Raw genomic sequence first — 24,667 nt, forward strand, 5'->3', positions numbered from 1 at the left:
AATATAGCATATAAAAGATGCTAACTTTTCGATTGGATAAAGAACCGAATTTTTAATGTCTCTAAAATACTAAATTTAAACCTTTGAAGACTAGTAGGATAAATAACAATTTTTTGATTAGACTTAAAACCTTACTTATTACATAGCATAGTGTTTTTTCTTAATCCGAAAATAGGGTAGGTGTGATCAAATAGGATATCGTCTGAATATTGTGCTTTATCATATTTAAAATTGGTCGATTGCTTACCATTTATCTAGTTGGTACAACTCGACCATTTGCTTTTTCATATATTTTTCTGGTGTATATTTTAGGATGAAATTTCTAATGATTTCACTAAATCGATTTGTTATTGCAATTTTTGATGTAATTCTGGATTGCTTAACTAACTTTTCGACTTTTGATTTTCGATAGGCATAAAAATCATCATAAGCAGTTTCTAGGGTATTCGATTCTTTAATAAAGTGTGCTATATAAAAAGCATCTTCGATGGCTTGAGCACCACCTTGTCCTAAATCGGGAGTCATACTATGCGCTGCATCTCCGATAAGACAGATATTCTTTGAGTTCCATTTTTGTAACAACTCTAAATCCGAAAGATCGCCTCTAATAATTTTGTCGATTGATGTATTTTTAATCAAGTCATTAACAAGGGGATGGTATCCCGAAAACATATTCGTTAATTCGTTCTTTAGAGTTTCTCTATCATCCTGCAAATTAGGTTCGCTTAATTTTACGGCAAACCAATATACTTTTCCTTCAGATATTTTAGATACTCCGAATTGAAACTTTTGCCCCCATAACGTAAAACCAACCGATTGTAGTTCGCTACTTAAGTTATAATCAGAAACCCCTCTCCAGCAGGTTTGGCCAGTATATCTTATTTTACTATTAGGAAATAATTGTTTTCTTACACCAGAATTAATACCGTCTGCACCAATAATAGACTTGGTTTGAATTGAAGTCCCGTCTGTAAAATTAACTTTTAGCGATTTGTCACTATTTTGGAAATATTCTTTGAAGGTTTTATCCAGTACTATATTTTCCTGCTTTACGTATTTGTATAAAATTTGCTGCAGTTTTCCTCTATGGATTGCCATTGTGGTGTATCCAAATTTTTCCTGAACAAACTTCTGATCAGAGTTGGATATTGGTTTTAATTTGTGATCAGCTACTAAAATTCGGTTGAAACTATTTCCAGAATCTTGAATCTCTTTTAATAACTCAGGATTAATCCATTCTAATACTTGTAGTGCATTTGGTGATAACCATATTCCGGCTCCCACTTCTTTTAAACATGCTGCTCTTTCGTATAATGTATAGGGGATATTTAATTTATCAAAGGATAGCGCTGTTACAAATCCTCCTATTCCTCCTCCAATGATTGATATAGTATTTGCCATTATTTTGTATTACTAGTAAAACATCACGTATCCTCTTTTTTTTAACCCGAATTCTGCAATAGATTTTCTAATGCAAAATTCGGGTTTAGCTTACCAACTCTTATTTTGATATGCGTATGTTTCACCTTAGGTGTATACAAAGATCGGTTCAAATTATTAGTTATCATTTGATATAGATCAAATTTTGCTACTAAATTAAAGTTTAATTTCTTCTACTTTTCGCACATTATCATTGTTATACTCTACTATTGTTAAAGTTTTAACGGTTCCGATGATTTCAAAATCATCCTTGTTCCATTCATCAACCATTTTTTTGCAGTCTAATTTGTTTAACGAATTTCCGATTCCGATATGTGGTATAAAATCCAGGTCTAATCTGTGGTTTTCTTTTAGGGTTCCGCTATAAAGTTTATCATGGATTTTAACAATATTGCTATAGCCTTGATCTGGCACAAGGAATGTATGGTAATATTCGTTAAAAGCATCTTTGTTTATCGTAGCACAACGCAACACAAAATCGAAACTATTACAGGTTGCTACTTGTTTTTTTATTTCGGCTATAAAATCGGTTTCTGTTTGATCAAATACAGGAAATACGATGGTAAAATGGGGGTCGATTACATCATAAAAAAGTTGGTCCTTTTCTTTTCGGTAGTTTTGTATTACATCAAAATCCATCTTTTTGATTTCTGGGTATGCCAGGACTAAATATGCCATTTTTTTAATTCGGTTGGGTTTTTTATGTACTGTAATTTTTGTTGTATAGTGCTTAGAGAACTATATAAAGTAAGTACCTTGTTACTTCTAGTGCATTCTACCTTTAAATTTATGTTTTTCTCTACCAGGAATGTAGATGAATTTTCCACTCTTATCTATATAACGGCTGGTTATAGAATTTTTCAACACAACTCTAGCCACACCATTAACAAAACGCTCTGCTTCCTGAAACTGAGGTTTAATAACAATTTCTCCTTTTAAATTCATATATCCATAATTATTTGAAGATAGGTTATCATCTTTTACTTGAAATAGAATCATTCCTTCAGAAACCTCGCCTAAGGCTATGTTTTTTTTGACTTTAAAAACAATCTCTCCTTTTGTATTAATGAGCCCAGTTTCTGTTTTAGTAAAAAATCGTGCTACTCCTTCATTAAAATTATCAATAGCTTCAAATCTATCATCAGGTTTAATTACGATTTCTCCTTTTTTATTTATGAAGCCGTGACCTTTCTTTCCTTTTTGATTAAACATAGCAAGCCCATCACTAAAATTATACCCGATATAATAACTATCAATCTCAAGTATTACCTCTCCTTTGGTGTTTATGAATTTTGTTTTACTTTCGGTATCTCTTACAGCAGCCAACCCTTCTTTAAATTTGGTGGCAGAATAATATTTTGGTTCAATTGCTATTTCTCCTAATTTGTTTATATAGCCAAAATTGCTATTTATTTTTACTAAGGCTAAGCCATTATAAAAATCTCCCACATTTTCATATTTGGGCTCTATTGCAATCTCACCATTTTTATTTACAAAACCATAAGTAGAACCATATCCGCTACCATATTTTTCTATTCTTCCCATTCCATCCTTAAAAGGATAGCACATATCAAAATATTGGTTAAGCAGTTGTCCATCTTTCTTAACGTAGGTATGTTTTCCTTCATTAGTTGTAACTTTTGCAAAGCCATCTTTAAAATCACCTGCTTTTCTAAAAATAGGTTTAATCACAATATCTCCTTGCTCATTGATGTAACCAAATTTGCGCTTCATTCGTACACAAGCTAAGTTTTCTGAATATTTTTTTGCAAGTTCATATTGTGGTTTTAAGATAGAATCACCTTTATGATTTATATACCCATAAAGTCCATTATTCATCTTAACCGGTAAAAAGTTTTCACTTTTTTTATTTTGCGAATTACAACTTGTTATAAATAGTAGTGTAACCGAAATTAGTAAAGTAATTTTTTTCATTTTTTAAATTAAATAGGATGCTAGAAGTATGTGTTACAGCAGAGCAAAATGTTACCGGGTTGTTGATATTTTATACTGTGTTGATTACTGGGTTTTTGTGTATTTCTATTCATTTCGAACTATATTTTTTTAGTTGATAAATCGAGAAAAGCCCAATTAAAAACTCTGCAGTTATTCCAAAAATATAACCTCCTGTGGGCAACCCGTCTATTACCATGCTCAATGCACGTCCGGCCGCAAGAGTGAGCATAAATAACATATTTAGCTCAGTAGCACGTTTCCAATATTTTTTTTTACAAACCCCCAAAATCCATACGATAGCAACCCCAATATATAAACACATTATAGCTTTTAGCATATTAGAAAGGTCAATTGTATTGACTTGAATATCTAATTGCTTAGACAAAATTGAAGGCGAACCGTAAATTATTCCTGTTGGTAATACAATTGATATAGAAACGAGAAGATGTAAGTTTTTTAAAATCCAATTTATTTTACCCGTCATATTTTTGGTCCCGATTTCAGGTTTTTGATAGTTTATTTTTTGAGTTTATATGTTTAGCTAAATTAGTAAATCTTTAAGGATACTACGGTATTTAAATCCTTAACAGGATTAAGAGAGCCCAACGCGATGCTTATAACATCGTATTGAGCTACTCGATGGGATAATCGAATTTTTCTTAGTCTAACTCTTTTCCTTTCTTTTTGCTGTAGGCAGTTTTTTTAGCCTAATTACTACTACAATAAACATTAGTAAGCAGTAATAAATAAAAATATCACCTACAAGAGAATATACAGTCGTAGTTCCTTTTGTTGGTAGTTGCGTTATGAGAATCTTACTATTATCTGTGAAGTGATCCATTTCACTAAGTGTTTTTCCGGTATAATTAAAGCCAGCTGATAATCCAAAACTTGTTTGGCGCACCAGATTAAAACCTTGTTCTATGGCTCTAAATTTTGCCATGTTCGTATGAATGGGGTCAATGCCTTTCCAATCATTACTTGGTACCAACATAATATCAGTGCCTTTGGCTTGTTTTAGATATTCGGGAAAATCCATATCAAAACAAATAACCGATCCAATTATTCCATATGGTGTTTTTGATGTTTGGATGGTAGAACCTTTTATATTACTCATAGCAGCTTCTCCGCCAGGAACAGGAATCACTTTCCAATAATCGATAGTTTTTTTACCATTTGGGTCAAATAAAACAAATTTGTTTTCTAAAGGTTTGTCATTTGTAGGATCAATAACAGCAACGGCTGCGCCAAGATATATTTCATTTTCCTTAGCCATTAAACTAGCAGATTCATATAATTTGTTTTCATCTTCTTTTAAAACAAGAGCATTTCCCTCTGCCCAAAAGACTATTTTTGCTCCTGCTTTGGCTTCTTTTAAACTTCTATCTAATAAATTCTGATTTAAGTCGAGGGCTTGTTTTTTAAATTTTTCTTTACCACCTTCCAAATTAAGACCATAAAAATCGTTGTCGTAGATTCGTAAGTTATCTATGGCAGAAATAGAAGCTATTCTGATGGTCTCGGCATTAGATTTTTGAAATAATAAACGATAACTACCATACCCTAGCGTTAGACCGATAGTTACACTATATATCAAAATCCCTTTTTTAACTTTTACCCATTGCAACTCTCGAATTAGTATCCAATTGATTATAGAAGCAAACCAGCCTATCAAAAAAGTAATATATCCCATTCCAAAAACAGAAACCGATTGTAATAAAACATTTTGTGATTGTTGTGTATAGGCTATGTGTCCCCAACTACCATACGGTAGAAATAGACTACTTACATACTCAATAAGAACTAATGCTGTCGGAAAGATTAAGGTATGTAAAAACGTGTTCCGATTTTTTGAAAAAAGCAAATCTATAAGATAAGGTATTGCAGCTATCAATCCGTAGGGAGCCATTATAAGGGCATACATGAGAAAGGGAAATGGAAGAATCTCAGAATTCTGAAATAGAGTTGCAATTACTAACAGCACACATGCTAACAAAAAGCCTTTAATAACAGAGAGCTGGCGAACTGCATAAAGTAACATAGTGATTGAAATCCAGGGAGCAAAAAACATAGTGTAACCACCATTCGAAATGAGGAGTACTAATAGTAGTATTACTAAAAATGTTAATTTACCGAGTGTATTGTTTACTGTTTTCATTTGTTTTTATGGTATTGATTATATGAAACAAAAGTAAATTGAACTACTCGTTAACCCCAGTGTTTTTAGGGTTTAGGTATAAAACTATCGTTTTTAGGGACAAAAATTTTAACGATAATTAGCACTGTTATAAAACAGTTGATTTTAGGTACAGAAAATTATAAGGATAATAATTGTTTCTTATAACTTTTAGAAACAGGAAGCTCTATTTCGGTCAAGTAAATGGTATTTTGATCCTTCCAAGATTTAAAATGAGATGGATTAATGAGATGCGAACGGTGTACCTGAAACATAAAATCTAAGTCTTCTTGTAGTGCTTTTAAAGAAGACCGAATTAGTTTAGAATGCAGTATATTATTTTTTAAGTAAAAAATCTCGACATAATTCTGTGCATTAGAAATACAAATTAATTCTGATTTTCTAATTTTTAATATGTCTAACTTATTCTCTCCTTTAATCGTTACCACATCTTCTTTTATAGGGATTAATTTGATTAAATACCTTCTGGCTATAACAACAACAGGAAGTGCTACTAAAGCGATTCTTAAAGTAATGATAGTATTGAATTCAAAAAAAGTATAATTACCATTCAATAACGGACTTTTATAAAAAATAAATGTTCCTATAGTATAGAGTACTTGATAAAAAACAATAGCTCCTATTTCATAACTAAAAGACCATTTCTTTGTTTTATCATAAATATATTTTTGAACAACACTTAAGCATCCATACACCAAAAATGCAATGAAGTTAAATCCTACACTTATTCTAATCCAACCCGTTAAACCTATGCTTCCATCATCAAATGGTCTTACAAAAAAAGCAAAAACAAAACCCCAAAGACCAATAAATATTCCTACTAATAAGTGATGTTTGATTGATGGGTTTAGTGTATTCATCTCCATTTTTTGCTTGTTACCAACGTGTAGTAAACTCAGTCTTAGCATTGTTGATTAAATCGTGTTTGTGTAGCGATAGCTAGAGCAAACTATTTAATCAATAGAGTTTACGAAGTGTTATGTTTAGTTTATTTGCTCAAAGCTAAGAAATTTTATTTTCCATCCACAGCGAAAGACAAACAGTGTTATAAAAGCAGGTCTGAGATGATAGCGTACCCCCATATCGACAAGGGTATACCCCCTCGTTGATATGGGGTCGAATGTATCAAAAGGTAGTTCGAGCTGATATTTTAATGCTTCGAAGAGTGATAATGACCTTTCGAAGGGATACAGTGAGGGTTCGAACTGATATTATATGGCCTAGAGGGCTTGGCAGGAGGGATAAAAGTGATCCTTGTTGGGGTTCGATGCCATAAAGGGAGTCTTCGAAGGACTTCGGTAACGCTTCGAAAGATATCTTTAAGAGGTATAAGCATTCCAATAAGGGGTAACTGCTATAAGACAATTGTACCAGGTAATGCTTTGGGTTATGATTTTGATATGTTGATGTATCTAAATAATCCTTACATGCACCTCGATGAAGATTCGAGTTATGTTTCTTTAAATAAGATGCTATTTGTTTACTATTGAAAAAGTTTAAATCACTTCATTATACCCCGTTGTACTTAACAACTAATGATGTAAAAAAAGCGTCAATTCGATTTCAATTATGTAACCAAACGATTTTGATAAAAAGCAGTATATTTTTTAAAAAAGGGGGTATATTTAGTAATCAAATTCTTTTTTAGACGATAGTACCAACTTAAATAAATAATCAAATGAAATCCATAAACTTTATTCTAAAAATTAAACGAAAAGTATTAATTGTTATCATAATATTCGCCAATATTTCTTGTGCTTACGAAGCAATTGATGAATTAGATAAAAACATTACAAAAGAGGTAGCATCTATCAGTAAGAATACTATTGATCCAAGTGAAGCTTATCAAGAAAAATTTTATTTAACCGCCATGGATGGAGATCAAATACCAGTAATACTGCTTAAGCCTTCAGCGACTGGTATTTTTCCTTGTGTATTAAGTATACATGGTCTTACAGCATCAAAAGAGTCAAGTATCATCGAAGACTTGTATGGTAAGGGAGGTAATTTAACCACTAAATTACTAAATAATGGTTTTGCTGTAGCTGTATTTGATGTGCGTTTTCATGGAGAAAGAAAACCACAAGAATATACAAGTCAACAAGAACATATTAATGATGTTTTAAATAACTGGTCGACCATTTATCCAAATACTATTGATGATGTTTTAATAATACACGATTATCTGAAAGAGCGTATGGATATACAGGCAGATAAGGTTAATTTGTTTGGATATAGTATGGGAGGAATGTTTACTTTTACTATTGCAGCTAATTACGCAGATAGAATAAATGCAGCCTGTGCTGCTGTTACACCAATATTTAAAGAAATTGAAATACTTGGTACTCCTCAATTAGTAGCTGCTAATATCAAAAATATCCCATTTTTAATGTTAGCAGCTACTAATGATAATAATTATTCTATACAAGAAGCTCAGTGGGTTCATCAATTAGTTGGTACTTCTAATAAATCATTAAACATATATGGTTCTGGTCACGATTTGCCTATTTCTTATACTTATGATGTAACCAGTTGGTTTGTAAATAATAGATAATATTTTACTGGCATCCGAAAGTATGTATTTTAAAGTGGACTGAGAATCTTGTATTTTAGTTTCGCAAATCGAAAATACATTTTATGAGACTTTAACGCTTCGAAAGGTGTCTTTATGAGGTAGAAGCATCCCAATAAGGGGTAACTGCTATAAGACAATTGTAGCAAGTAATGCTTTGGGTTATGTTTCTGTATATAGAATGCTATAAAAGCTATCTGTAAGGATAGCTTTTTTGGTTACTATTTGTAATTCTTACTATTAAAACTCTCTAACAAAACTTACGTTAGTTATCAATCCTTTCTCTATTTTATAAATAGAAACATATTTAGTCGGTTTTCCATCATTGGTAACTATTTCATGATTTATAACATAAGGGCCATTGGTGATTTGATTCTCTATTTTAACCGACACCAATTTATTTTCGAAATCTGTTTTAAAGATAGATGCTAACCTATCTGAACCGGTTCCCATTAATTTATCTGGATAAGTAAACACTTTTACATTTTTATGGTACAGCTTTATAAATTCATCGTAATTATGGGCATTAAAAAGCCTCATTCTTTCATTTACTATTTCCAAAGGTGTTAAATTTGATTCAAATTGTTCGCTTGGATTTGAATCTACTGCGTTTTTTTCGGCTTCAGTATCACATCTTGTTATTAAAAGAAGTACTAACAATAGTAGTAGTGGTGAATAAATAATTATCTTTTTTTTCATGATGAAGTATTTTAGTTTTTAGGGAAATTTTTATCGTTTTTTATCTCTTTAATTTGCTCAATATGGCGATTGGTATGTGAAGACATGTAGAGAAAAACCTGGTAAAGATCTATGCTTCCAAAGTTGGCAAAATGGTTTCTTAAGTCATCTTCTGTGGTCTTTATATAATTGATGTGTTTTTCTCTTTTTGCTTTAAATTCATTAATAGTTGTTTTGTGATTACCATACTTTCCTATGGGTTCAAAATCTTTTTGAGTTTTTGTTTTTTCTGTACGATTGTGTACATGTTCTATTAATTCTTTATCAGTGAATTTTAAGTCTTTCCGCCTTTCAGGATCCGAAGGAAGCTCCAAAGATTCTTTAAGTATTTCAAATACCTCATTTTCTAAAATTGTAATGTGTTCTGTGCATTGTAGTATTGACCAAGACGATTCATTAATTTTAAAATTGAGCTGTGCTTCACTTAATCCATTTAATATGTCTAATAAATTACCTTTAGAGTTATTTAATTCGTTGATTGCAAAATCTCGCTCTACTGGTGTCAATTTATTATTAGAAACCGAACAGTTTACTAGTAAAACAAACAGGATAATTAATTTTTTTTTCATTTTTTAAGGGGTTTACATATTATCTGATTTTAATTATTCGCTCTGTTAAACCTTTATTTTTAAAATAATCTTCCAACTCCAAAGATTCTCCAACTTGAGCATGGTGTAGTAAAGTGAGTCCATGTGGCCCTTTTGCAAAAAGCAATTCGGGATAAGCATCCAAAACTGAGGTTACTAATTCTGTTCTCCCTAGCATGGTAAGAGCAAAAAGGTTAGCTCTTGCACCTTTAGATATTAAATAGTTTACAATCTCCTTATTACCTAAATGAGAAGCACCTTCAATGGCTTCTTCAAAGTCACCATTACCCCAATCATAAGAGGCATAAATTAGATTTGGATATTCATTAAGCATTTCTTTAACCAGTCCTAATTTTGAATGTCCGGCAACAACAAAATCCTTTACTAATTTTTCATCTAATTGATTAGATTCTTTTTTTTGTTGGCTTGAACTACTTTTCTGTGCTTTTAAAAGTAGATAAGTAGGTATCGTAACAGCTGTTCCAATTCCTAAAAGCGATCCATATATAAATTTTTTTCTGTTCATTTATTTGAATATTATACAATGAACTCATCTTGGGTAATGCTTTTGCCTGCAAAATTCACATTTTGCACCCTAATTTTGCTATTTTTTTCACCGTAGCTAAGACTATGCTGAAAAAAAATAATTTTACTATGGTACAAAAGCCAAACTTTTCGGCTTAAAACCACTACTCAAGATGAATTCAATACAATATTCTGTAATAAATGATAGAAATACTTTAAAATACATGTACCTTTTAACGAAAAATAGAAGTTTTTACCGCTTTCTATAGACCGAAGGAGTAAGTCCCGTTTTTTTCTTGAAAGCAATATTAAAAGAAGTCACATTACCAAAACCAGATTCGTAGGCAATAGTTGCAATTTTTTCATTAGAGTATTCGGCATCTTTTAATAGGACTTCAGCTTTTTCAATACGATACTGATTTACAAACTCGTAAAAATTTTGTTGGGTGTTTTCGTTTATAGCTTGTGAAATTTCCCGTGCTTTTACATTTAATTTTTCAGCAACAATTTTTAGCGTAATAGTATCATCTAAAAAAACATGTTCCTTTTCAAAGAGTTTCTTAATATTTTGAAATAATGCTCTAGAGCTGCTTTTGTCTAAACGCGAACTATCATATTTTTGGAGATTAAACTTATGTCTATTTAAAAAAAGATAGCTAAACGCATAAATTAGTAAAGAATAAAATATCGGTCCTCTTATATAATACATTCTAAAATCGAAAAGATTTCCTACATAATGCAGCCAAATGAGTGTAGAGCCTATTAATATATTACGATACCAATTTACAATACTGTTAGATGCATTCGAACTATTTTTTCGTAAATATGACCATGATAGTATCAGGTAAAAAAGCAAATGAAAAACGACAATCCCATAGTTCCAGAACGATTCAAAATTTCCGTTTCTAGGTATAAATGGGATCAAAAAAAGAAACAAAACGAAAGGCGTAAAATGGATGTAGTATGTATATGTAATTTCTTTATTCTTCTCAAAAAGAGTAATTCCATATAACCAAAGAGAAGGCGCAGCAAATAGAATACCAGAAACGCCAATATTATTTTGCCAATTCTCTAATGGTATGTAATAATTTAATACCGATTTACCAATTCTAATAGTAAGACCTAATAAAAAGAGTCCTAGAAAAATATTAGACTTTCTATGGTTATTCTTAAGGGTAATTAAATATATACTTAAAAAAATCCCCTGTGCTAAACCAAGGGATGCAAGAATTAGGATAAGACCTGTTGTTAACATTTAATTAATTTAAAACTTTTTAATCAGTATTAGACTTATTAACGACAAAAATCAATTTTTTTCAACTAAAATTCTTTAATGAACATGTTTATTTAAATAAATATTATGATCTAAATCGATCTAAATGTGCTACAACAAAGATATATATACCGGTATATATATTCGTTTGTAACCGATAGCACAGCACGGATTTGCAATCTGTACTATTAAAACTTTAAAATAAATTTAAAACAATTTTATCTATAACTGGACTGTAGTTTACCGATAGGAGATTATGATTTCATATACAGTGTTATGAGATGTTTATTTCTTTTGGATCAATTGAAAGTACTTAATTGTTATATATCTTCTTCAATTTTTATTTCGCCAGTCTTTTTACCACAATTGATGACATTAATAATTGTTGGTTTTTCTGGTTCAGTCATATCAAATATTATAACCGGATACTTTCCTTGATTAGTCCAGGCAAAACAAATAACATAATTTTCAAAAACACTAATTCTTGTCAAATAGAGTGTTTCATTAGGTTCTGTAAAAGAAAAAGCATAAACTGTTTCTTTTAATTTTGAATCTGTTACAACTATCCTGTATTTATCCATTGCCAGCGCATATCGGTCTGTTTTAGCTTGAAGCTTATTTATAATAGAGAACAACTCCTTATACTTTAAACTAAACATCTTTTTTGGGTCGATTGCAACGATTGATTCATTTTTTCTTAAGGTAATAACATAAGGATTACCTGAAGAAACTGTGCCAACAATCTGTTGGTCTACTTTAAAAAGCTGTTTTGGCCCACTATTAATAGAGATAAAAGATGTCATGTGAGGAAATTCAGGAACAATAATTCCCATTTCTTCAATTGTATCACCTAATTTGAACCACCTGATTTGATTTTCTTCTTGAATTAAAAACAGCGTATCATCTATTATCTTTATAGATGAATACCACGGAGTTCTACCATCAACCTTAATTTTAACCTCAATTTTTTCTACCTCTTCTAAATCTGGATTGAGGATATAAAAACCATATGCCAATACGTTACATGCATACAATTTATCATCATGTATAACAAATCCTCCCGTTTTTTCACGTTTTGTTTCTATTTCTAAGGAATTTTCATGAATGGCGATTTTCCATAAAGTAACTCCTGTTTTTTTTGCTGCTAGTAAATTATTAGCTAGTATTTCCTCTGATTCTTCACTGTCATCCGAAACCTCTTTCCTAAAAGGTTTAGTTAAGACATATATATTCGATTGATATAACTCAACTTGTACCGGCTCTTGATCTAACCTAAGGGATAACAGCTTACTCGAGTTCAAGTATACCAACGAGATGTCTCCATTTTTTTGAGCTATTATCGCTTTCTCAGAGTCTAATGTCTCTGCCAAAGGTTGACTTTCAAGTTCCGTTTTTATTATATTCATTCGTTTTATTTTATGCGCGAAACTAAATCTTTAAATTATTTATTTCAACCCTGTTTTCCGTGAAATTTGTTAAGCATTTCTCATAACGTTTGGCTAAACTGCGTTTTAATGCAGTTTAGGTGTTGTTGTAGCCCATTTTAAATTTTATTCATTTTTTATTTTCCAATTTTTTATTAGTTCAGTTCTTTGTTCTTCTTCAATAAAAGGCTTAATATTTCTTAGTTTAAATAAGTTTTTAAAATCTTTTGATATAAGATTTGATTGATCGTTTAAAAAGGTGTTAGAGTCTTTATTAAATTCAGTTCTTTCATCTGAGTTTAATTCTAAAATTAGATTTCCTTGAAAAAAACCTTCTTCATAATAGTAATCTATAAAAATTCTATTTTCAGCCATTGATTTATAAACAACACTATTAAAAGGTTTGATTAAGATAACTTCTAAGTCCTTTGGAATAGTATCTTTTTTCCCTATAGTTGTTTTCGTATTATTTGACTTTGAATTACAACTTATAAAAGTCATTAATCCAATGGTAATTAAAAGTCCGATTATTATATATGTTTTTATTTTCATTCGTGTTCGGTAATGTGCTACAACAGATATATATGCAGTTTTACTCTTCTATTTTTCTCAAAACAAACTTTTCGCCTTTTTTGATTATTTTAAATAATATCTTATCACCTACTATTTCTTCGTGCATAAGCAACCCATCAGGTGATTTGGTGTCTTGGGTAGAAATTATAAAACTTATTTTATCTTTGTCGTAAAATTCATATTCCCCTTGAATCGATATGCGTCGGTCATTACCACAAAACGATTTATAATCGCTACCAAAAAGATTCTGTTGATTATTAAAAGACAATAAATTGCCTGCAAACTTCCTTTCAACAAATTTTGTTAAAATATATTCTCCATCATTATCCAACAAGACAGTTTTATCTGTTTCCCAAATGTGATTTTCCAACTCTTTTTTATACATATTATCAACTCCATTTCTTTCTTGTGAAATTGCATTTAAGTTTAAAAATATAAAACAAATTATCAATATATTTAGTACACTTTTGTTTTTCATAAAATCCGTCTCCTTATATTTAATTTCAACTAATGTCAAAGTTAATTACCTTATTTTTAGCTAATTAATGTTTTTTAAAAATTATTCATTTCACACCGATAGCGCAGATTTGCAATTTGTGCTATCGGGCAGTTTTTATTTTTTAGGTAAATACAATTTTAGTTTTCTAATTTCCAATTCGTCTACATGTCCCATTTTACTTTCGTCTTTTGTTATCAAGTGCATATGTACATATGAATCGTGATGTGTAAATACTCCTTTATGTTCGGTCGAGAAAAAACCAACTATTTCAACATTTTCATTAAACAATTCATAATTGGTTTGTCCTTGATGGGCTTCTTGAGGTGATGATACTTTTGTTCCTTCTGGCAAGTTCTGTATATGAATAGTTGCACTTGTTTGCCCCATTAATTTGAATACAAAAGGTCTTTTAAAATCAGTTGTTGTATTGTTAATGAATTTCTCTACATCTTTAATTGTCCTAACATTGGCAGGTAATTCAATTTCATTCCATTCTGTTACGTTTCCGTAAACCAAGAAAGGTGCAGAAACATCAAATGTTTTTTTAACGGTCATTGTCGAATCAGAAGTTACTTTTGACACATAACTTTTTCCATTATTAATCAGCAATTCTCCTGTTAAATAGCTTTCTGGTCCAATTGCATAGAGGCCATTTTTGTCAGCAATAGTATCAAGGTTAATACTGCTACCTAATTCTCCTTTCCACATCACATTTTTCATCGCTCCGACAATTTTAATATCGGTGTAGGTTTCTATTTTTTTAGAGCTATCTTTTTTGTGTGTAGAATGACAACTTATCAGTCCAATTGCCAGAAGTGTAAATGCTATTTGTTTTATATTCGAATTCAATTTTTTTCGTTTTGCCAAATTACCACCAACAAAGATATATATTCATCAGTAGATATATCTGTTTATAATGATCGGTAAACGTTTGTTTGTGTTTTTTGATAACTATACTTTCTCTAATACCGCTATTGGAGTCCCAAATTCGTCAATTCGAGTGCTTCGACCATAGGAAGAAGTGTATCGAGAATAGAATTTGGGATCAAAAAAGCTATTCTCGATAGTCCTGCTGAGCCCTTCGATAAGCTCAGGATAGGCCTTGCCGAAGTACATTTTGTCTTTATTTCATTACGACAAAACACTCGAATTGATGCTTTTTTATTTTTTTGAACATGGTGATAATCTAATCCATTAGGTGTGCTTTATAAATCAAAAGTCGTATCTTCGCATTGCGAAACTTATCAAAATATTATTAATGATGCATTTATCATTCACTAGGTTTAAATAAAAATACTGGAGAGGCAAACGGGTGTAAGTCCCGAAGACCTTCAAGGCATCGCTTTGATGAGTTTCGCGGTGACCTCTCTTTTTTATTCATCTTAATCCATTAAATTATGCGAAACTCAAATGGTCAATGTCCTTGTACTATAAACGAGGCGAATGAAACAACACTCAACACACCTTTACATCCCAAAGAAGTAGATCTTTTAGGCTATCTTAGATATCATGGGGTTGATGATCTTATTAATTCTCTAAAAATGATTCATGACTTTGCATTGTATCACACCGATTTGTGTTTTGATACCGAAGAAAAACAAGCACTACTAGACCTAAAAATCTTATGGCAAGGATTAGAACAATTAGAAACTTTGTAGCGCCAGATTCTTTAAAATGGTATAAAAAGCTATCTGTAGGGGTAGCTTTTTTTGGTTCTAGTTTTGTGTAGTTGGTTTATTGTGTTGATCTGTATGTGTTTCTCAATGATGGTTTGGATTTGAGGTGAAAATCTAAGCCATCGGGTTATAACCTTTATTCTCAATAATTTTATTTTCTTAATTTCTCAATCAGTTTTTCAATCTGATTTTTATGCCTTTTGATCTCAGTATTTACTAATTTAATTATCTCTTCATCTGTTAATTGTTCAGAATATAATTTTTCAATGAGTACCTGATTTTTAGAAGCCATTACTCGATATTTAGCGTAATCAAATTGAAACTCAATAGAAGAATGGTAGTTAGATTCTTGAAATCCTTTTTGATTAAAAGCAGTATAAACGAAATTAGGCCTTACAGAATTAGTATCTTCATTAATACTCTTTCGAGCGACCTCAAGTGCACTTTCCTTGCTTACTGTTTTTGAGCCATTATTAACAAACAAATGAAATTCATTTTTGACATAAAACTGTTCGAATTTTTCTGCTTTTTCAATAAATTTGTTAGTTAGCGGTACAATTGAGTTATCAAATATTTCTAATATAGAATCCTTATTTTTGGATATTTCTATTGGTTGGGAAAATGACTTCAATCTTTGTTCCAACAAACTAATTTCCTTATCAATATCATCGGGTTCTTCGATACTTTCGCCTTTGGCACCTTTAATCATAATTTCTAAAGAATGTATAAGGTTCTTTCCGATATAATCAATAAAAGGTTCTAAAACTCCTGTGTCTGCCTGTCGTAAAACACTAAAATAGCTTAACTTATCGTCAGTCTTTATGATTACTGGTGGAAAACCGTACTGTAAAAGAATAAAATTCATTAGAATTCTAGCCGTTCTTCCATTTCCGTCATCGAAAGGGTGAATTCTAATAAATTTATAATGAAATTCAGATGCAACTAAGATTGGATTGAAATTGGATTTGTTAGTTTCATTTCTATACCAATCAATCAAATCTCTCATTAAAGCTGGCGTTTCTTCTGGAGTAGCAAATCTAAAAATTTCTCCAGTTTTAGTTTTTACATGATTTGGACTTGATTTATATTGACCAATTTTAATTCGTCTTTTTGTTGGACTTCCATCTGGCGTTATAGCATCAACCTCATAAGGTTCTTTTAATATTACTTTGTGAAGTTCTCGAATAAAATTTTCTGTTAGCGGTCGATCTTGTTTAATTATGTCCAAAATCCATTTTACTGCTTCATCGTGACCAGAGATTTCAAAATGATCTTTCAAGGGCTTTCCTTGAGCTGTTATTCCAAACAAGATTAAAGCCTTTGTTTCTCCATAAGTTAAAGAGTTTCCCTCTAAATGATTAGAATGATAATTCCAGTCCAATCTAAACTTTTGCATTATTCGTAATTCATCCTCTTTACTTAAAGGTCGTAAAGAATCTAAATGGGATTTTAGTTTTGTAGCTATTTTTATATTATTCATGATCTATTTGTTCAGGTTGTTGAGAGCGTTCCGGCTATGGTTAGTGTGGTATTAAAAGTAACTAAATTTCGATTAAGCACTTAGCTAAAGTTTATGTTTTGTTTTTATATTTTCTAAAATACTAAATTTAAATCTTTGGAGACAAACTAAATAGACAAAGACTTTTCGATCAAACCTAAACCCCGCATTATTGTATAGATGTTGTTGTACCTCATTATTATTCAATTGTGAAATAGGAATTCACATTTAGAACTTATCGCCAGAAGTCTTTCGTTGATTTTCTCTCCTTTTTATTGCTAAATAAGCAAGATGCTGGAAAGCTTTCAAGAATCGTACCTGCCACTCTTTATCAGCAATTGGAATAATGAAATAATTATTTCTCAAGTTTAAACCATTTTTTTCCCATTTCCCACTTAAGTTGCTACGAGTATAACAGTAGTTCCCTGTGAGTACTAATGTTAAATAGTGCCCATCTCCTATTTGTGATTTCTTATAACCTTCTATTTCCAATAAATAGTTTAAATCAATTACAGTTTCAGTTACGCTAGTATTATAAATGTACATTATGTATTTATCATCAATTTTTTTTACATCTTCTAGCTTATCGGAATATTTCCTCAGAAAACCTATTGTTTCCTCCCAAGTGGCATCATTTGATTTATCTTGAGCATATGTCGTTGAAACTAACCCTAATAATAGTATTATGATTGCTGGTTTAAATAATCTCACTGTTTTAATTTTTAAGTTCCCTTATAATGAAGCACAACGTCTTGGCTATGGTTAGTGCGGGAATTAAAAGTAGTGAACTTTCGATTAAGCACTTAGCCAAAACTTTTTATTTTGTTTTATTTTTTTATTCTAAAGCCAAATCAAAAGATTTAGTGGGCTCTATAAAAACGCACTAAACTTTGGGTTAAACACCAAAACCCGTATTAATTATAGTTATTGTTGTAAACTGGCTTTTTTCATTCACCTTGATTATTTTTTTCTTTGAACTTGTCAAGCTTAGTTTTGTCATAATAGTCATTTTCAACAGACCATTTTTTTAAATACTCTATACGATTTAGCATTACATCACTAAACTCTTTTTCCTTTAATAATTCAAGTACATTTTTTTGTTGTTCAAGCCATTTCTTAAATCCACAGCCTTCAATAGTCATTTTGTCAAAAAAACGAACTTGTTCCTCAACTTCTTCCTCTGTTTTATCTGGAAATGATTTTATCTCTTTTATTGTTTCTTGCGTTTGAATATCATTTTTAGCTATTTCTTCGATACTACTCAAATAATGGTTAGGTAAAATATTTCTTATCTTCTCAATGTTAAATGTTTCTAATCCTCCGAAACTTGGAATGTCGATTCCAAATTTTATTGAATAGTCATATTTTACTACTGCGATTGGATATTTGAGTAAATGTAGAGAGCAAACAATTGAAGCGATTTTTTCATAAGTTTCCAGCCAAGAATCTATTAAGTCTGGCTCAAAGGTTTGGAAATTACTTTTAAATCTCCCAAGTTTATTAGAAAACTTATTTCCTTTGGTATGAACGTAATTATGTAAAAATCCAAGTTCTTTAAAGTTTTCTTTTAGTTTATGCTCGTTATCGAATTTCTTAATGTTCTCGTTTGACAAAAGTACTTTCCAAATTGTATTTGCTCTTGGTGTATTGGCATCATTAGAATCTTTTGACGAAAGCCAATCCTTTACCATTTTATGCCCTTCATCATTTATGTTATAGTAAACAGACAACAACCCTAATTCTAAAGCACTTCTTAAAGACACAAATGCTTGTTTGTATAATCCGAAACAGATTAGATTATAAGATACCTGAAGTTCTTCCCACGATTCAGAAAAAGGAAAAATGTGTCCAGAGAATAGATTGTCCCAATTTTGTGGAATTGTCATTCCTATTATATGATAAAACCATCCTAATTCGCCAATCTTATCTTTTATTTTAGAATTGTTCAATAAGTAGCCAGAAGTCTTTTTATATACTTCAATACTTTTATCCGGCTCAAATATGTATGGCGATATGTTCAAATTTTGTTCAGCTTGCTTACAACAAAGATATATAGTTATCTCTAGTAACTATACAACTGTTTGTAATTACTTATAATTATTTGTAAACGTTTGTTTGTGTTTTTTATACTATAATTTCCTGTCTATGCTTTCTAATACCGCTATCGGTTAATCCTATCTCGTAAGCCTCGGCATATACCTCGTCGCGGGCTTCTAATTCGTTCCAGGCATCGTTTAGTAGGCTCATTTCTATCCTATCCAGATCAAAGACATCATTATATTTTACGGTTTGATTTAATTCCTTCTTTTGATTTGGCTCTTGTAGTAATACACTAATAATCTTTCTTTGGATACCTTTAATAATCTGTTGATCTTCTTCGTGATGGTCTTTTAGGTTATATTTTACTTCGAGATGCTCTAATAATTCTTGTACTATTTTTTCTCGTTCGATATTCTTGTCTTCAGAAATTTCTCTGATTTTACGGCTCAATTTGTTCATTTTTTTTAATCCCTTGTTTTCTTGATGTAGCGATGTAATATACCGTAGGTATATTTTAGGTACTAAACTACTATTCCCTTTTTAGATATTTTTACGGGAACCCGCAGGAGTGAGATAAAAGTTTAATTCGATGGGGTAGAGGTGATTAGATTTTTAGAAAATTTGCACCAAAGCCATAAGTTATGTAGGCAAGTTTTTGCATATTTACCCATACAAACGCTACCCAAACAATTGATTTTTATGATAGAAGATATATTTAAAAAGATAACAGAAGAGTATGGCAGCATTAGTGCCGAGGCTATTTACGATTGGTCCGAAAAAATAAAAATTGTTGAGTATAAGAAAAGAGATATACTGGTAAAAGAAGGTGCATATTCACATAAATTCTATTATATCATACAAGGAGCACTCAAAGCCTATTATAGGTCTGATGATAAAAAAATAACCGATTGGTTTGCATTAGAAAATGATTTTATCCCATCGACAACCGATCCTATATACGGTCGACCCAGCTCTCATACTATAGAAGTATTAGAAGACAGTACTCTGGTGGTATTAGGCCATGATGATTTAGAAGCTTTATGTAAAAAACATCACGACTTTGAACATCTGTACCGACTTACCTTATCCAAAGTAATCTATCAACTTAGAGAACGAATAGCTTCTCTTCAGTTTAGAACGGTGCAACAACGTTATGATAGTTTGATTGATCTACATCCAAAAATAGAATCTCGTGTACCTCTGGGAGATATTGCTTCTTTTTTGGGCATCACACAAGAAACATTAAGTAGAATTAGAGCATCGAAGTAAAAACTTGATTTGGATCAAAATTTTGTGTTTGTTAAATCTATAATTTTGCTCTCGGGTGTTAAAAAAGAACTTACCAGCAGGAGAATATATCGGTTAGAAGATCTCGATGAGCTTTTACAAAGCATTAAGGATGATACCTATATCTGGAAAAAAGAGATTATAGAAGGAAAGTCTGAAAAAATTTACTTAATTGGATATCCAAAAGAGTAGGATATTGTATTTCGTAACCCAATCTTTTTTATGAATTATCTCAATGTATTTCTATAAAGATGTCTTTATTGTCATTCTCTAATGGAGATGGTTCGAGATGAGCATGCTCGATATCATAAATTTTACCCGATACTTTTTCTATTTTATACGATGATTCCTGAAATCGCGATACGACACTTACTGCATAATGATTCTCATGTTCTCTAATGATCATATCATCCTCAAAATCCTCTACATTAATAGAACCAACTTCACTACTCTTATTAATAGATTCGATTATAAATTGAGTATTTTTCTTTGTGTCTTCTGTATGTTTATAAAATAGGATTTCCTTTTTATGATCAAACGCTGTAGGGTTAGAAACCGGATGGCGAGAAGTTACTTTTTCTATTAGGAGTACCGTAGCATCAAAATAGAAAACAGTTTTTTGAGGTAGATATTTTATGGGATTACTAAAGGAAATAAAAACCTCTTTACCATCGGTAGTTACTCTAATTTTAGAGAAATTTTCTGTCCCAGCTCCTTTACCGACCAGCTTTAGAGCAGATTGTACAATAGTATTCTTTCCCGAAGCTATAATTTCTGTGACTTCTTTATTCATTGTAATATCTTGAGAAAAACATGTAGTATGGTGTAGTAGAACTAGAACTAGAGAGAATATGGTAAAACATTTCATTAACTCATTTTTTATGAGTACTAAACTACCGTAATGATTTTTATATTCCTAATGATAAGAAATAGGAATATACATTTGACACCGGCGCAAAACCCATTGTATATACCAATTATGATCCAATATGTTTTTTGGATTTTACTATTATATAATTAGTTTTTGATAATAGTTAACCTCTGGTGCTTCTATTAAAAAAGCAGTGAGCTTTGCCATGACCCCATTGTTAGAAATAAAAGCTATATAATCTGTATGGTGACTTTTACTTAGCCATTCCTCATGAAATACCATTTCATTAGCCTCTTTGTCAAAAAGTATTTTTACAGATAAACATCCATTAAACCCTCTTACATTAGGTAGATTCTCTTCAAGAAAATTCATGAGATTATTTACCATAGAATTTTTGACTTTTGATTTTAAAATTACTTCACAACTTGTTCCCATTCGTTTTTATTTAATCAATATTTGAAGCAAAATTAGAAAGCGAAGAGTTCAATATTCTTAATCTAAATTAAGAAATGAACTTAATGTGTAAAATTTACCTGTGCATTGAAAACGAGGGAAAAGAAAAAACCTCGACCTATCACTGAAACCTGCGCTCTTTTTGTTTATGTGATAGATAAATTTTAAATATTCTTAGAGAACAATTTATTCGATGGTTATTTGTTTATTATTCCGCGTATAAAGTGGAAAATATGGCTATTCATGAATTAATCCTTTTTGAGGTATCCCAGTTGCAGCCTATTTTTATGTGATCAAAACTAATATATTATGCTCACTAATGAATACTCCTATCTTCGATGTGATCACTGCGGAGAAATTTATAATAAGAACGAAGTACATAGCTTTTGCTTAAAAGATAATCAACCTTTGGTTGCGCATTATAATATGCGTAATCACTTCTCTAAAAATGATTTACAAGGTAGGCCAACAACTATGTGGCGATACCATGAGCTGTTACCAGTAGAAAAAGAAGAGAACCGCATTAGCCTAGGAGAAGGGTTTACACCACTTCTGGCATTATCAAAACTCGAATCTACCTATAACCAATCTCAATTATTGCTTAAGGACGAATCTGGTAATCCTACAGGTTCTTTTAAAGCTCGGGGAATTAGTATGGCAGTAAGTAAAGCAAAAGAACATGGGATTACAGCAATGTGTATCCCTACTGCCGGAAATGCAGGAAGCGCTCTTAGCGCGTATTGTGCTAAAGCAGGAATCAATGCTCATATTTTTATGCCAGAAGAAACTCCTAAAACATTTCAGCTAGATTGTGAAATCATGGGAGCCAATGTTACTAAGGTAAAAGGAAATATTGCAGATGCTGCCAGTATGATGAGATCAAAAAATGATGGATCCTGGTTTGACGTATCTACATTGCAAGAACCTTTTAGACTAGAGGGAAAAAAAACAATGGGGTATGAAATAGCAGAGCAGTTACAGTGGGAATTACCAGATGTAATTCTATACCCTACAGGGGGAGGTACCGGATTAATAGGAATTTGGAAAGCCTTTCTTGAAATGAAAGCCTTACAGTGGATAGATCATATTCCTACTAGAATGGTAGCTGTTCAAGGAGATGGATGTAACCCTATTATTACTTCTTTTCATAATACAATGGATCATGTACCAAAACATGAGAATCCCGCTCCAACAATAGCCAATGGATTAAGAGTGCCAAAGCCGTTTGGGGATCGATTGATCATGAAAACATTATATGAAAGTAACGGAACGGCCATTTCTATTTCTGATCAGGAAATAAAAAAAGGGATGCAGGAATTTGCAAAAACAGAAGGATTATTTATTTCTCCAGAGGGCTCTGCAGTATGGGCAGCATATAAAAAACTAAAGCAGACCCATTGGATAAAAGATAATGAATCGGTAGTACTGCTTAATACTGGTTCTGTATATAAGTATACCGAAAATTTATATTCATAATTTATTATTTAAGAGAAAAAACAACTTGTTACTGATCCAAAAAAACTGGTAACTATATAAGATAAATACTGTTTCACTGAAAACAGGGTAGTGTAAACAGTGTATGGCTTCTACTTTTGGATTAAATAATTGATTAGCAACCAGGTACCTAATACGGTGACTAGGGCTTACTATGCTCTGTATTGTACATTCAATTATTGATAATCACACATTTAATTCTTAAATAACAAATCATGAAAAAAACATTTTTTAAAACTCTTTCTGTTTTGATGCTAGTTATCTTTATAAGCAGCTGTGAAACCGATGACGGTACTCTTGATGCTATCCAGGAGCAATCAAAAGAGACGATAACCGATAACGCTACTACGAAGATGAGACCCTTTGAAGATCCTTTCTTTAAAATTACAGGATTTGATGGTCCTTATGATGTGATTAATGGAGAGTATGTACCTCATATAGGGACTTATGTAAAGGTAACGGCAAATAATCCTTTCGGGTTTTGGAAAACTACAGGATGTTTTAAACAAGTAGGATCACGATTTCTTAGAACGAATAAAGAAAAAGGCTCAATTATACATTATGTAAAAAGAGCAGAAGGAGGATTTAATAGTGTAGGGCGTAATTTTATTGCAATCCCTGAAGGATCAACACCGCTACCACCATGTCCTACCAGCGAGCATACCAAAATGAGACAAAGTTTTTCTACATATGCTGCGGCCAGTAATTATGATGAGAGATATACATATAACTGGACAGTGGTTAATAAAGGAAATACATACCACGGAACAGGAAGTAGTATTAGACTGCGAGGTTATGGAAATTTTAATGTCACACTTTCGATTGCTCAGGATGGTTGTACTACCCAAACCAGAACTCAAAACTTTTATGTGAATATAGGAAGGTAATTAGGCAGTAGACTTGCCTTCAACATTTGAGTTATAAGCATACAAAATAGGTATATCTAATGTAGTATGACCATAACTTACTATGCTCTGTATTGAGTATTCTAATTATTTACAATAACAGATCTAATTCATAAAACAACAAATCATGAAAAAAACAATTTTTAAAGTAATCACTATGGTAATGCTGGCAACCTTTATTAGTAGTTGCGAGACAGATGATGGTACTCTTGATGGTCTTGAAGGAGAATCAAAAAATATATCTGTAGAGACTTCTACAATAGATAAATCTGCTACAAAAGCAGCTAATGGTTGCCATAACTGGAGTATTAAAAGGTATGAAGGCCCTATGTGGATGGATTTTAGGACCCGAAAAGTATATCCTTATGTAAATACGATCACAATTGCTGAGGCAAATTGTGATGGAATTTGGGAAGCTACCGGAGGTTTTAAAATTATTGATAATACTCATAATAAAAGAACAGTGCGGGTTAAAAGAATCAATAAGAACGAAGGCAAGCTTTTTTTTATTACCAGCGGGGGCTATTCTGTTCTTACTTTTGATGCTTTCATTTATCCAGACACTACACCACCTACAACTTCATGTCCTACCAGCGAGCATACCAAAATGAGACAAAGCTTTTCTAAATATGCTGCTGCCAGTAATTATGATGAGAGAT

Annotated in this window: 28 protein-coding genes; 7 read left to right on the forward strand and 21 right to left on the reverse strand. The window is 31.5% G+C overall.

The features are described from left to right. Positions 1-243: 243 nt before the first annotated feature. The 6 genes from Z053_RS0109445 to Z053_RS0109470 all read right to left on the reverse strand — a co-directional run bounded on the left by Z053_RS0109445 (position 244) and on the right by Z053_RS0109470 (position 6,453). Positions 244-1,401 carry an FAD-dependent monooxygenase gene (locus Z053_RS0109445; RefSeq protein WP_025664780.1) on the reverse strand — a complete coding sequence of 386 codons (1,158 nt, stop codon included), beginning with the start codon at positions 1,399-1,401 and terminating at the stop codon, positions 244-246. Between the two features lie 195 nt (positions 1,402-1,596). Then, positions 1,597-2,118, reverse strand: coding sequence for a 2'-5' RNA ligase family protein (locus Z053_RS0109450; RefSeq protein WP_025664781.1), 522 nt, complete (start codon positions 2,116-2,118; stop codon positions 1,597-1,599). Positions 2,119-2,205: 87 nt separating this feature from the next. After that, entirely contained in the window at positions 2,206-3,375 is a 1,170-nt protein-coding gene (locus tag Z053_RS0109455; RefSeq protein ID WP_025664782.1) for a WG repeat-containing protein, read from the reverse strand. Positions 3,376-3,484: 109 nt separating this feature from the next. After that, positions 3,485-3,880 (reverse strand): DUF4345 domain-containing protein, encoded by a 396-nt coding sequence (locus Z053_RS0109460; protein ID WP_025664783.1) that lies wholly within the window; start codon positions 3,878-3,880, stop codon positions 3,485-3,487. Between the two features lie 180 nt (positions 3,881-4,060). Then, a complete protein-coding gene (locus Z053_RS0109465) occupies positions 4,061-5,554 on the reverse strand; it encodes a nitrilase-related carbon-nitrogen hydrolase (RefSeq protein WP_025664784.1) in 1,494 nt (497 codons plus the stop codon). A 158-nt stretch (positions 5,555-5,712) separates the two neighbouring features. Beyond that, positions 5,713-6,453, reverse strand: a complete 741-nt coding sequence (locus Z053_RS0109470; protein ID WP_025664785.1) for a LytTR family DNA-binding domain-containing protein — start codon at positions 6,451-6,453, stop codon at positions 5,713-5,715. Between the two features lie 818 nt (positions 6,454-7,271). Between Z053_RS0109470 and Z053_RS0109475 the strand changes: the two genes are divergently transcribed. Continuing rightward, positions 7,272-8,147 (forward strand): alpha/beta hydrolase family protein, encoded by an 876-nt coding sequence (locus Z053_RS0109475; RefSeq protein ID WP_025664786.1) that lies wholly within the window; start codon positions 7,272-7,274, stop codon positions 8,145-8,147. Positions 8,148-8,405: 258 nt separating this feature from the next. Here the strand turns inward: Z053_RS0109475 and Z053_RS0109480 are convergent, their stop codons facing one another. The 9 genes from Z053_RS0109480 to Z053_RS31460 form a co-directional block, all read right to left on the reverse strand. Then, positions 8,406-8,864, reverse strand: a complete 459-nt coding sequence (locus Z053_RS0109480) for a nuclear transport factor 2 family protein (RefSeq protein ID WP_025664787.1) — start codon at positions 8,862-8,864, stop codon at positions 8,406-8,408. Positions 8,865-8,875: 11 nt separating this feature from the next. Then, positions 8,876-9,472 carry a DinB family protein gene (locus tag Z053_RS0109485; protein ID WP_025664788.1) on the reverse strand — a complete coding sequence of 199 codons (597 nt, stop codon included), beginning with the start codon at positions 9,470-9,472 and terminating at the stop codon, positions 8,876-8,878. Positions 9,473-9,491: 19 nt separating this feature from the next. Continuing rightward, the gene (locus Z053_RS28235; protein ID WP_025664789.1) at positions 9,492-10,016 is read right to left on the reverse strand and encodes a hypothetical protein; all 525 of its coding nucleotides are present in this window, start codon (positions 10,014-10,016) and stop codon (positions 9,492-9,494) included. Between the two features lie 252 nt (positions 10,017-10,268). Continuing rightward, entirely contained in the window at positions 10,269-11,270 is a 1,002-nt protein-coding gene (locus tag Z053_RS0109495) for a helix-turn-helix domain-containing protein (RefSeq protein ID WP_025664790.1), read from the reverse strand. 338 nt (positions 11,271-11,608) lie between these two features. Beyond that, positions 11,609-12,694, reverse strand: a complete 1,086-nt coding sequence (locus tag Z053_RS0109500; protein ID WP_025664791.1) for a hypothetical protein — start codon at positions 12,692-12,694, stop codon at positions 11,609-11,611. Positions 12,695-12,838: 144 nt separating this feature from the next. Further along, positions 12,839-13,264 carry a hypothetical protein gene (locus tag Z053_RS0109505; protein ID WP_025664792.1) on the reverse strand — a complete coding sequence of 142 codons (426 nt, stop codon included), beginning with the start codon at positions 13,262-13,264 and terminating at the stop codon, positions 12,839-12,841. Positions 13,265-13,304: 40 nt separating this feature from the next. Further along, positions 13,305-13,802: a hypothetical protein gene (locus Z053_RS0109510; RefSeq protein WP_206539208.1), complete on the reverse strand. Its 498-nt coding sequence runs from the start codon at positions 13,800-13,802 to the stop codon at positions 13,305-13,307. Positions 13,803-13,898: 96 nt separating this feature from the next. Further along, positions 13,899-14,633, reverse strand: a complete 735-nt coding sequence (locus tag Z053_RS0109515; protein ID WP_241459815.1) for an acetolactate decarboxylase — start codon at positions 14,631-14,633, stop codon at positions 13,899-13,901. 102 nt (positions 14,634-14,735) lie between these two features. Beyond that, on the reverse strand, positions 14,736-14,900 hold the full coding sequence (locus Z053_RS31460; RefSeq protein WP_160170073.1) for a hypothetical protein: 165 nt from the start codon (positions 14,898-14,900) through the stop codon (positions 14,736-14,738). Positions 14,901-15,181: 281 nt separating this feature from the next. Here Z053_RS31460 and Z053_RS0109520 point away from each other — a divergent pair, with 281 nt between their 5' ends. After that, positions 15,182-15,442 carry a hypothetical protein gene (locus Z053_RS0109520; RefSeq protein ID WP_025664795.1) on the forward strand — a complete coding sequence of 87 codons (261 nt, stop codon included), beginning with the start codon at positions 15,182-15,184 and terminating at the stop codon, positions 15,440-15,442. A 169-nt stretch (positions 15,443-15,611) separates the two neighbouring features. On the opposite strand, the gene Z053_RS28240 is transcribed toward Z053_RS0109520, so the two are convergent. From Z053_RS28240 to Z053_RS0109545, 4 genes are all read right to left on the reverse strand, one after another. After that, entirely contained in the window at positions 15,612-16,940 is a 1,329-nt protein-coding gene (locus Z053_RS28240) for a Fic family protein (RefSeq protein ID WP_025664796.1), read from the reverse strand. Positions 16,941-17,186: 246 nt separating this feature from the next. Continuing rightward, the gene (locus tag Z053_RS0109530) at positions 17,187-17,669 is read right to left on the reverse strand and encodes a hypothetical protein (RefSeq protein WP_025664797.1); all 483 of its coding nucleotides are present in this window, start codon (positions 17,667-17,669) and stop codon (positions 17,187-17,189) included. A 236-nt stretch (positions 17,670-17,905) separates the two neighbouring features. Next, on the reverse strand, positions 17,906-18,979 hold the full coding sequence (locus Z053_RS0109540; RefSeq protein ID WP_025664798.1) for a hypothetical protein: 1,074 nt from the start codon (positions 18,977-18,979) through the stop codon (positions 17,906-17,908). 103 nt (positions 18,980-19,082) lie between these two features. Next, positions 19,083-19,457 carry a hypothetical protein gene (locus tag Z053_RS0109545; protein ID WP_025664799.1) on the reverse strand — a complete coding sequence of 125 codons (375 nt, stop codon included), beginning with the start codon at positions 19,455-19,457 and terminating at the stop codon, positions 19,083-19,085. A 240-nt stretch (positions 19,458-19,697) separates the two neighbouring features. On the opposite strand from Z053_RS0109545, the gene Z053_RS0109550 reads away from it, so the two are divergent. After that, on the forward strand, positions 19,698-20,267 hold the full coding sequence (locus tag Z053_RS0109550) for a Crp/Fnr family transcriptional regulator (protein WP_035095628.1): 570 nt from the start codon (positions 19,698-19,700) through the stop codon (positions 20,265-20,267). Between the two features lie 9 nt (positions 20,268-20,276). Beyond that, positions 20,277-20,477, forward strand: a complete 201-nt coding sequence (locus tag Z053_RS28245; RefSeq protein WP_035095631.1) for a hypothetical protein — start codon at positions 20,277-20,279, stop codon at positions 20,475-20,477. A gap of 40 nt (positions 20,478-20,517) precedes the next feature. Here the strand turns inward: Z053_RS28245 and Z053_RS0109560 are convergent, their stop codons facing one another. Continuing rightward, a complete protein-coding gene (locus Z053_RS0109560) occupies positions 20,518-21,078 on the reverse strand; it encodes a hypothetical protein (protein WP_025664801.1) in 561 nt (186 codons plus the stop codon). A gap of 216 nt (positions 21,079-21,294) precedes the next feature. Next, complete coding sequence (locus tag Z053_RS0109565) at positions 21,295-21,591, reverse strand: putative quinol monooxygenase (RefSeq protein WP_025664802.1); 297 nt, start codon at positions 21,589-21,591, stop codon at positions 21,295-21,297. Positions 21,592-21,918: 327 nt separating this feature from the next. Here Z053_RS0109565 and Z053_RS0109570 point away from each other — a divergent pair, with 327 nt between their 5' ends. From Z053_RS0109570 to Z053_RS0109580, 3 genes are all read left to right on the forward strand, one after another. Next, the gene (locus Z053_RS0109570) at positions 21,919-23,085 is read left to right on the forward strand and encodes a threonine synthase (RefSeq protein WP_025664803.1); all 1,167 of its coding nucleotides are present in this window, start codon (positions 21,919-21,921) and stop codon (positions 23,083-23,085) included. 233 nt (positions 23,086-23,318) lie between these two features. Beyond that, positions 23,319-23,990, forward strand: coding sequence for a hypothetical protein (locus Z053_RS0109575; RefSeq protein WP_025664804.1), 672 nt, complete (start codon positions 23,319-23,321; stop codon positions 23,988-23,990). 145 nt (positions 23,991-24,135) lie between these two features. Beyond that, a partial coding sequence (locus tag Z053_RS0109580; RefSeq protein ID WP_025664805.1) for a hypothetical protein occupies positions 24,136-24,667 on the forward strand: 532 nt, incomplete at its 3' end.

The organism is Aquimarina megaterium XH134, from assembly GCF_000520975.1.
GTDB classification, from domain to species: domain Bacteria; phylum Bacteroidota; class Bacteroidia; order Flavobacteriales; family Flavobacteriaceae; genus Aquimarina; species Aquimarina megaterium.

What these genes read in the sequence shown, in the direction of transcription:
- Z053_RS0109445 (WP_025664780.1), bottom strand. Translation starts at nt 1,401, where the DNA reads ATGGCAAATACTATATCAATCATTGGAGGAGGAATAGGAGGATTTGTA.
- Z053_RS0109450 (WP_025664781.1), bottom strand. Translation starts at nt 2,118, where the DNA reads ATGGCATATTTAGTCCTGGCATACCCAGAAATCAAAAAGATGGATTTT.
- Z053_RS0109455 (WP_025664782.1), bottom strand. Translation starts at nt 3,375, where the DNA reads ATGAAAAAAATTACTTTACTAATTTCGGTTACACTACTATTTATAACA.
- Z053_RS0109460 (WP_025664783.1), bottom strand. Translation starts at nt 3,880, where the DNA reads ATGACGGGTAAAATAAATTGGATTTTAAAAAACTTACATCTTCTCGTT.
- Z053_RS0109465 (WP_025664784.1), bottom strand. Translation starts at nt 5,554, where the DNA reads ATGAAAACAGTAAACAATACACTCGGTAAATTAACATTTTTAGTAATA.
- Z053_RS0109470 (WP_025664785.1), bottom strand. Translation starts at nt 6,453, where the DNA reads ATGAATACACTAAACCCATCAATCAAACATCACTTATTAGTAGGAATA.
- Z053_RS0109475 (WP_025664786.1), top strand. Translation starts at nt 7,272, where the DNA reads ATGAAATCCATAAACTTTATTCTAAAAATTAAACGAAAAGTATTAATT.
- Z053_RS0109480 (WP_025664787.1), bottom strand. Translation starts at nt 8,864, where the DNA reads ATGAAAAAAAAGATAATTATTTATTCACCACTACTACTATTGTTAGTA.
- Z053_RS0109485 (WP_025664788.1), bottom strand. Translation starts at nt 9,472, where the DNA reads ATGAAAAAAAAATTAATTATCCTGTTTGTTTTACTAGTAAACTGTTCG.
- Z053_RS28235 (WP_025664789.1), bottom strand. Translation starts at nt 10,016, where the DNA reads ATGAACAGAAAAAAATTTATATATGGATCGCTTTTAGGAATTGGAACA.
- Z053_RS0109495 (WP_025664790.1), bottom strand. Translation starts at nt 11,270, where the DNA reads ATGTTAACAACAGGTCTTATCCTAATTCTTGCATCCCTTGGTTTAGCA.
- Z053_RS0109500 (WP_025664791.1), bottom strand. Translation starts at nt 12,694, where the DNA reads ATGAATATAATAAAAACGGAACTTGAAAGTCAACCTTTGGCAGAGACA.
- Z053_RS0109505 (WP_025664792.1), bottom strand. Translation starts at nt 13,264, where the DNA reads ATGAAAATAAAAACATATATAATAATCGGACTTTTAATTACCATTGGA.
- Z053_RS31460 (WP_160170073.1), bottom strand. Translation starts at nt 14,900, where the DNA reads ATGTACTTCGGCAAGGCCTATCCTGAGCTTATCGAAGGGCTCAGCAGG.
- Z053_RS0109520 (WP_025664795.1), top strand. Translation starts at nt 15,182, where the DNA reads ATGCGAAACTCAAATGGTCAATGTCCTTGTACTATAAACGAGGCGAAT.
- Z053_RS28240 (WP_025664796.1), bottom strand. Translation starts at nt 16,940, where the DNA reads ATGAATAATATAAAAATAGCTACAAAACTAAAATCCCATTTAGATTCT.
- Z053_RS0109545 (WP_025664799.1), bottom strand. Translation starts at nt 19,457, where the DNA reads ATGAACAAATTGAGCCGTAAAATCAGAGAAATTTCTGAAGACAAGAAT.
- Z053_RS0109550 (WP_035095628.1), top strand. Translation starts at nt 19,698, where the DNA reads ATGATAGAAGATATATTTAAAAAGATAACAGAAGAGTATGGCAGCATT.
- Z053_RS0109560 (WP_025664801.1), bottom strand. Translation starts at nt 21,078, where the DNA reads ATGAATAAAGAAGTCACAGAAATTATAGCTTCGGGAAAGAATACTATT.
- Z053_RS0109565 (WP_025664802.1), bottom strand. Translation starts at nt 21,591, where the DNA reads ATGGGAACAAGTTGTGAAGTAATTTTAAAATCAAAAGTCAAAAATTCT.
- Z053_RS0109570 (WP_025664803.1), top strand. Translation starts at nt 21,919, where the DNA reads ATGCTCACTAATGAATACTCCTATCTTCGATGTGATCACTGCGGAGAA.
- Z053_RS0109575 (WP_025664804.1), top strand. Translation starts at nt 23,319, where the DNA reads ATGAAAAAAACATTTTTTAAAACTCTTTCTGTTTTGATGCTAGTTATC.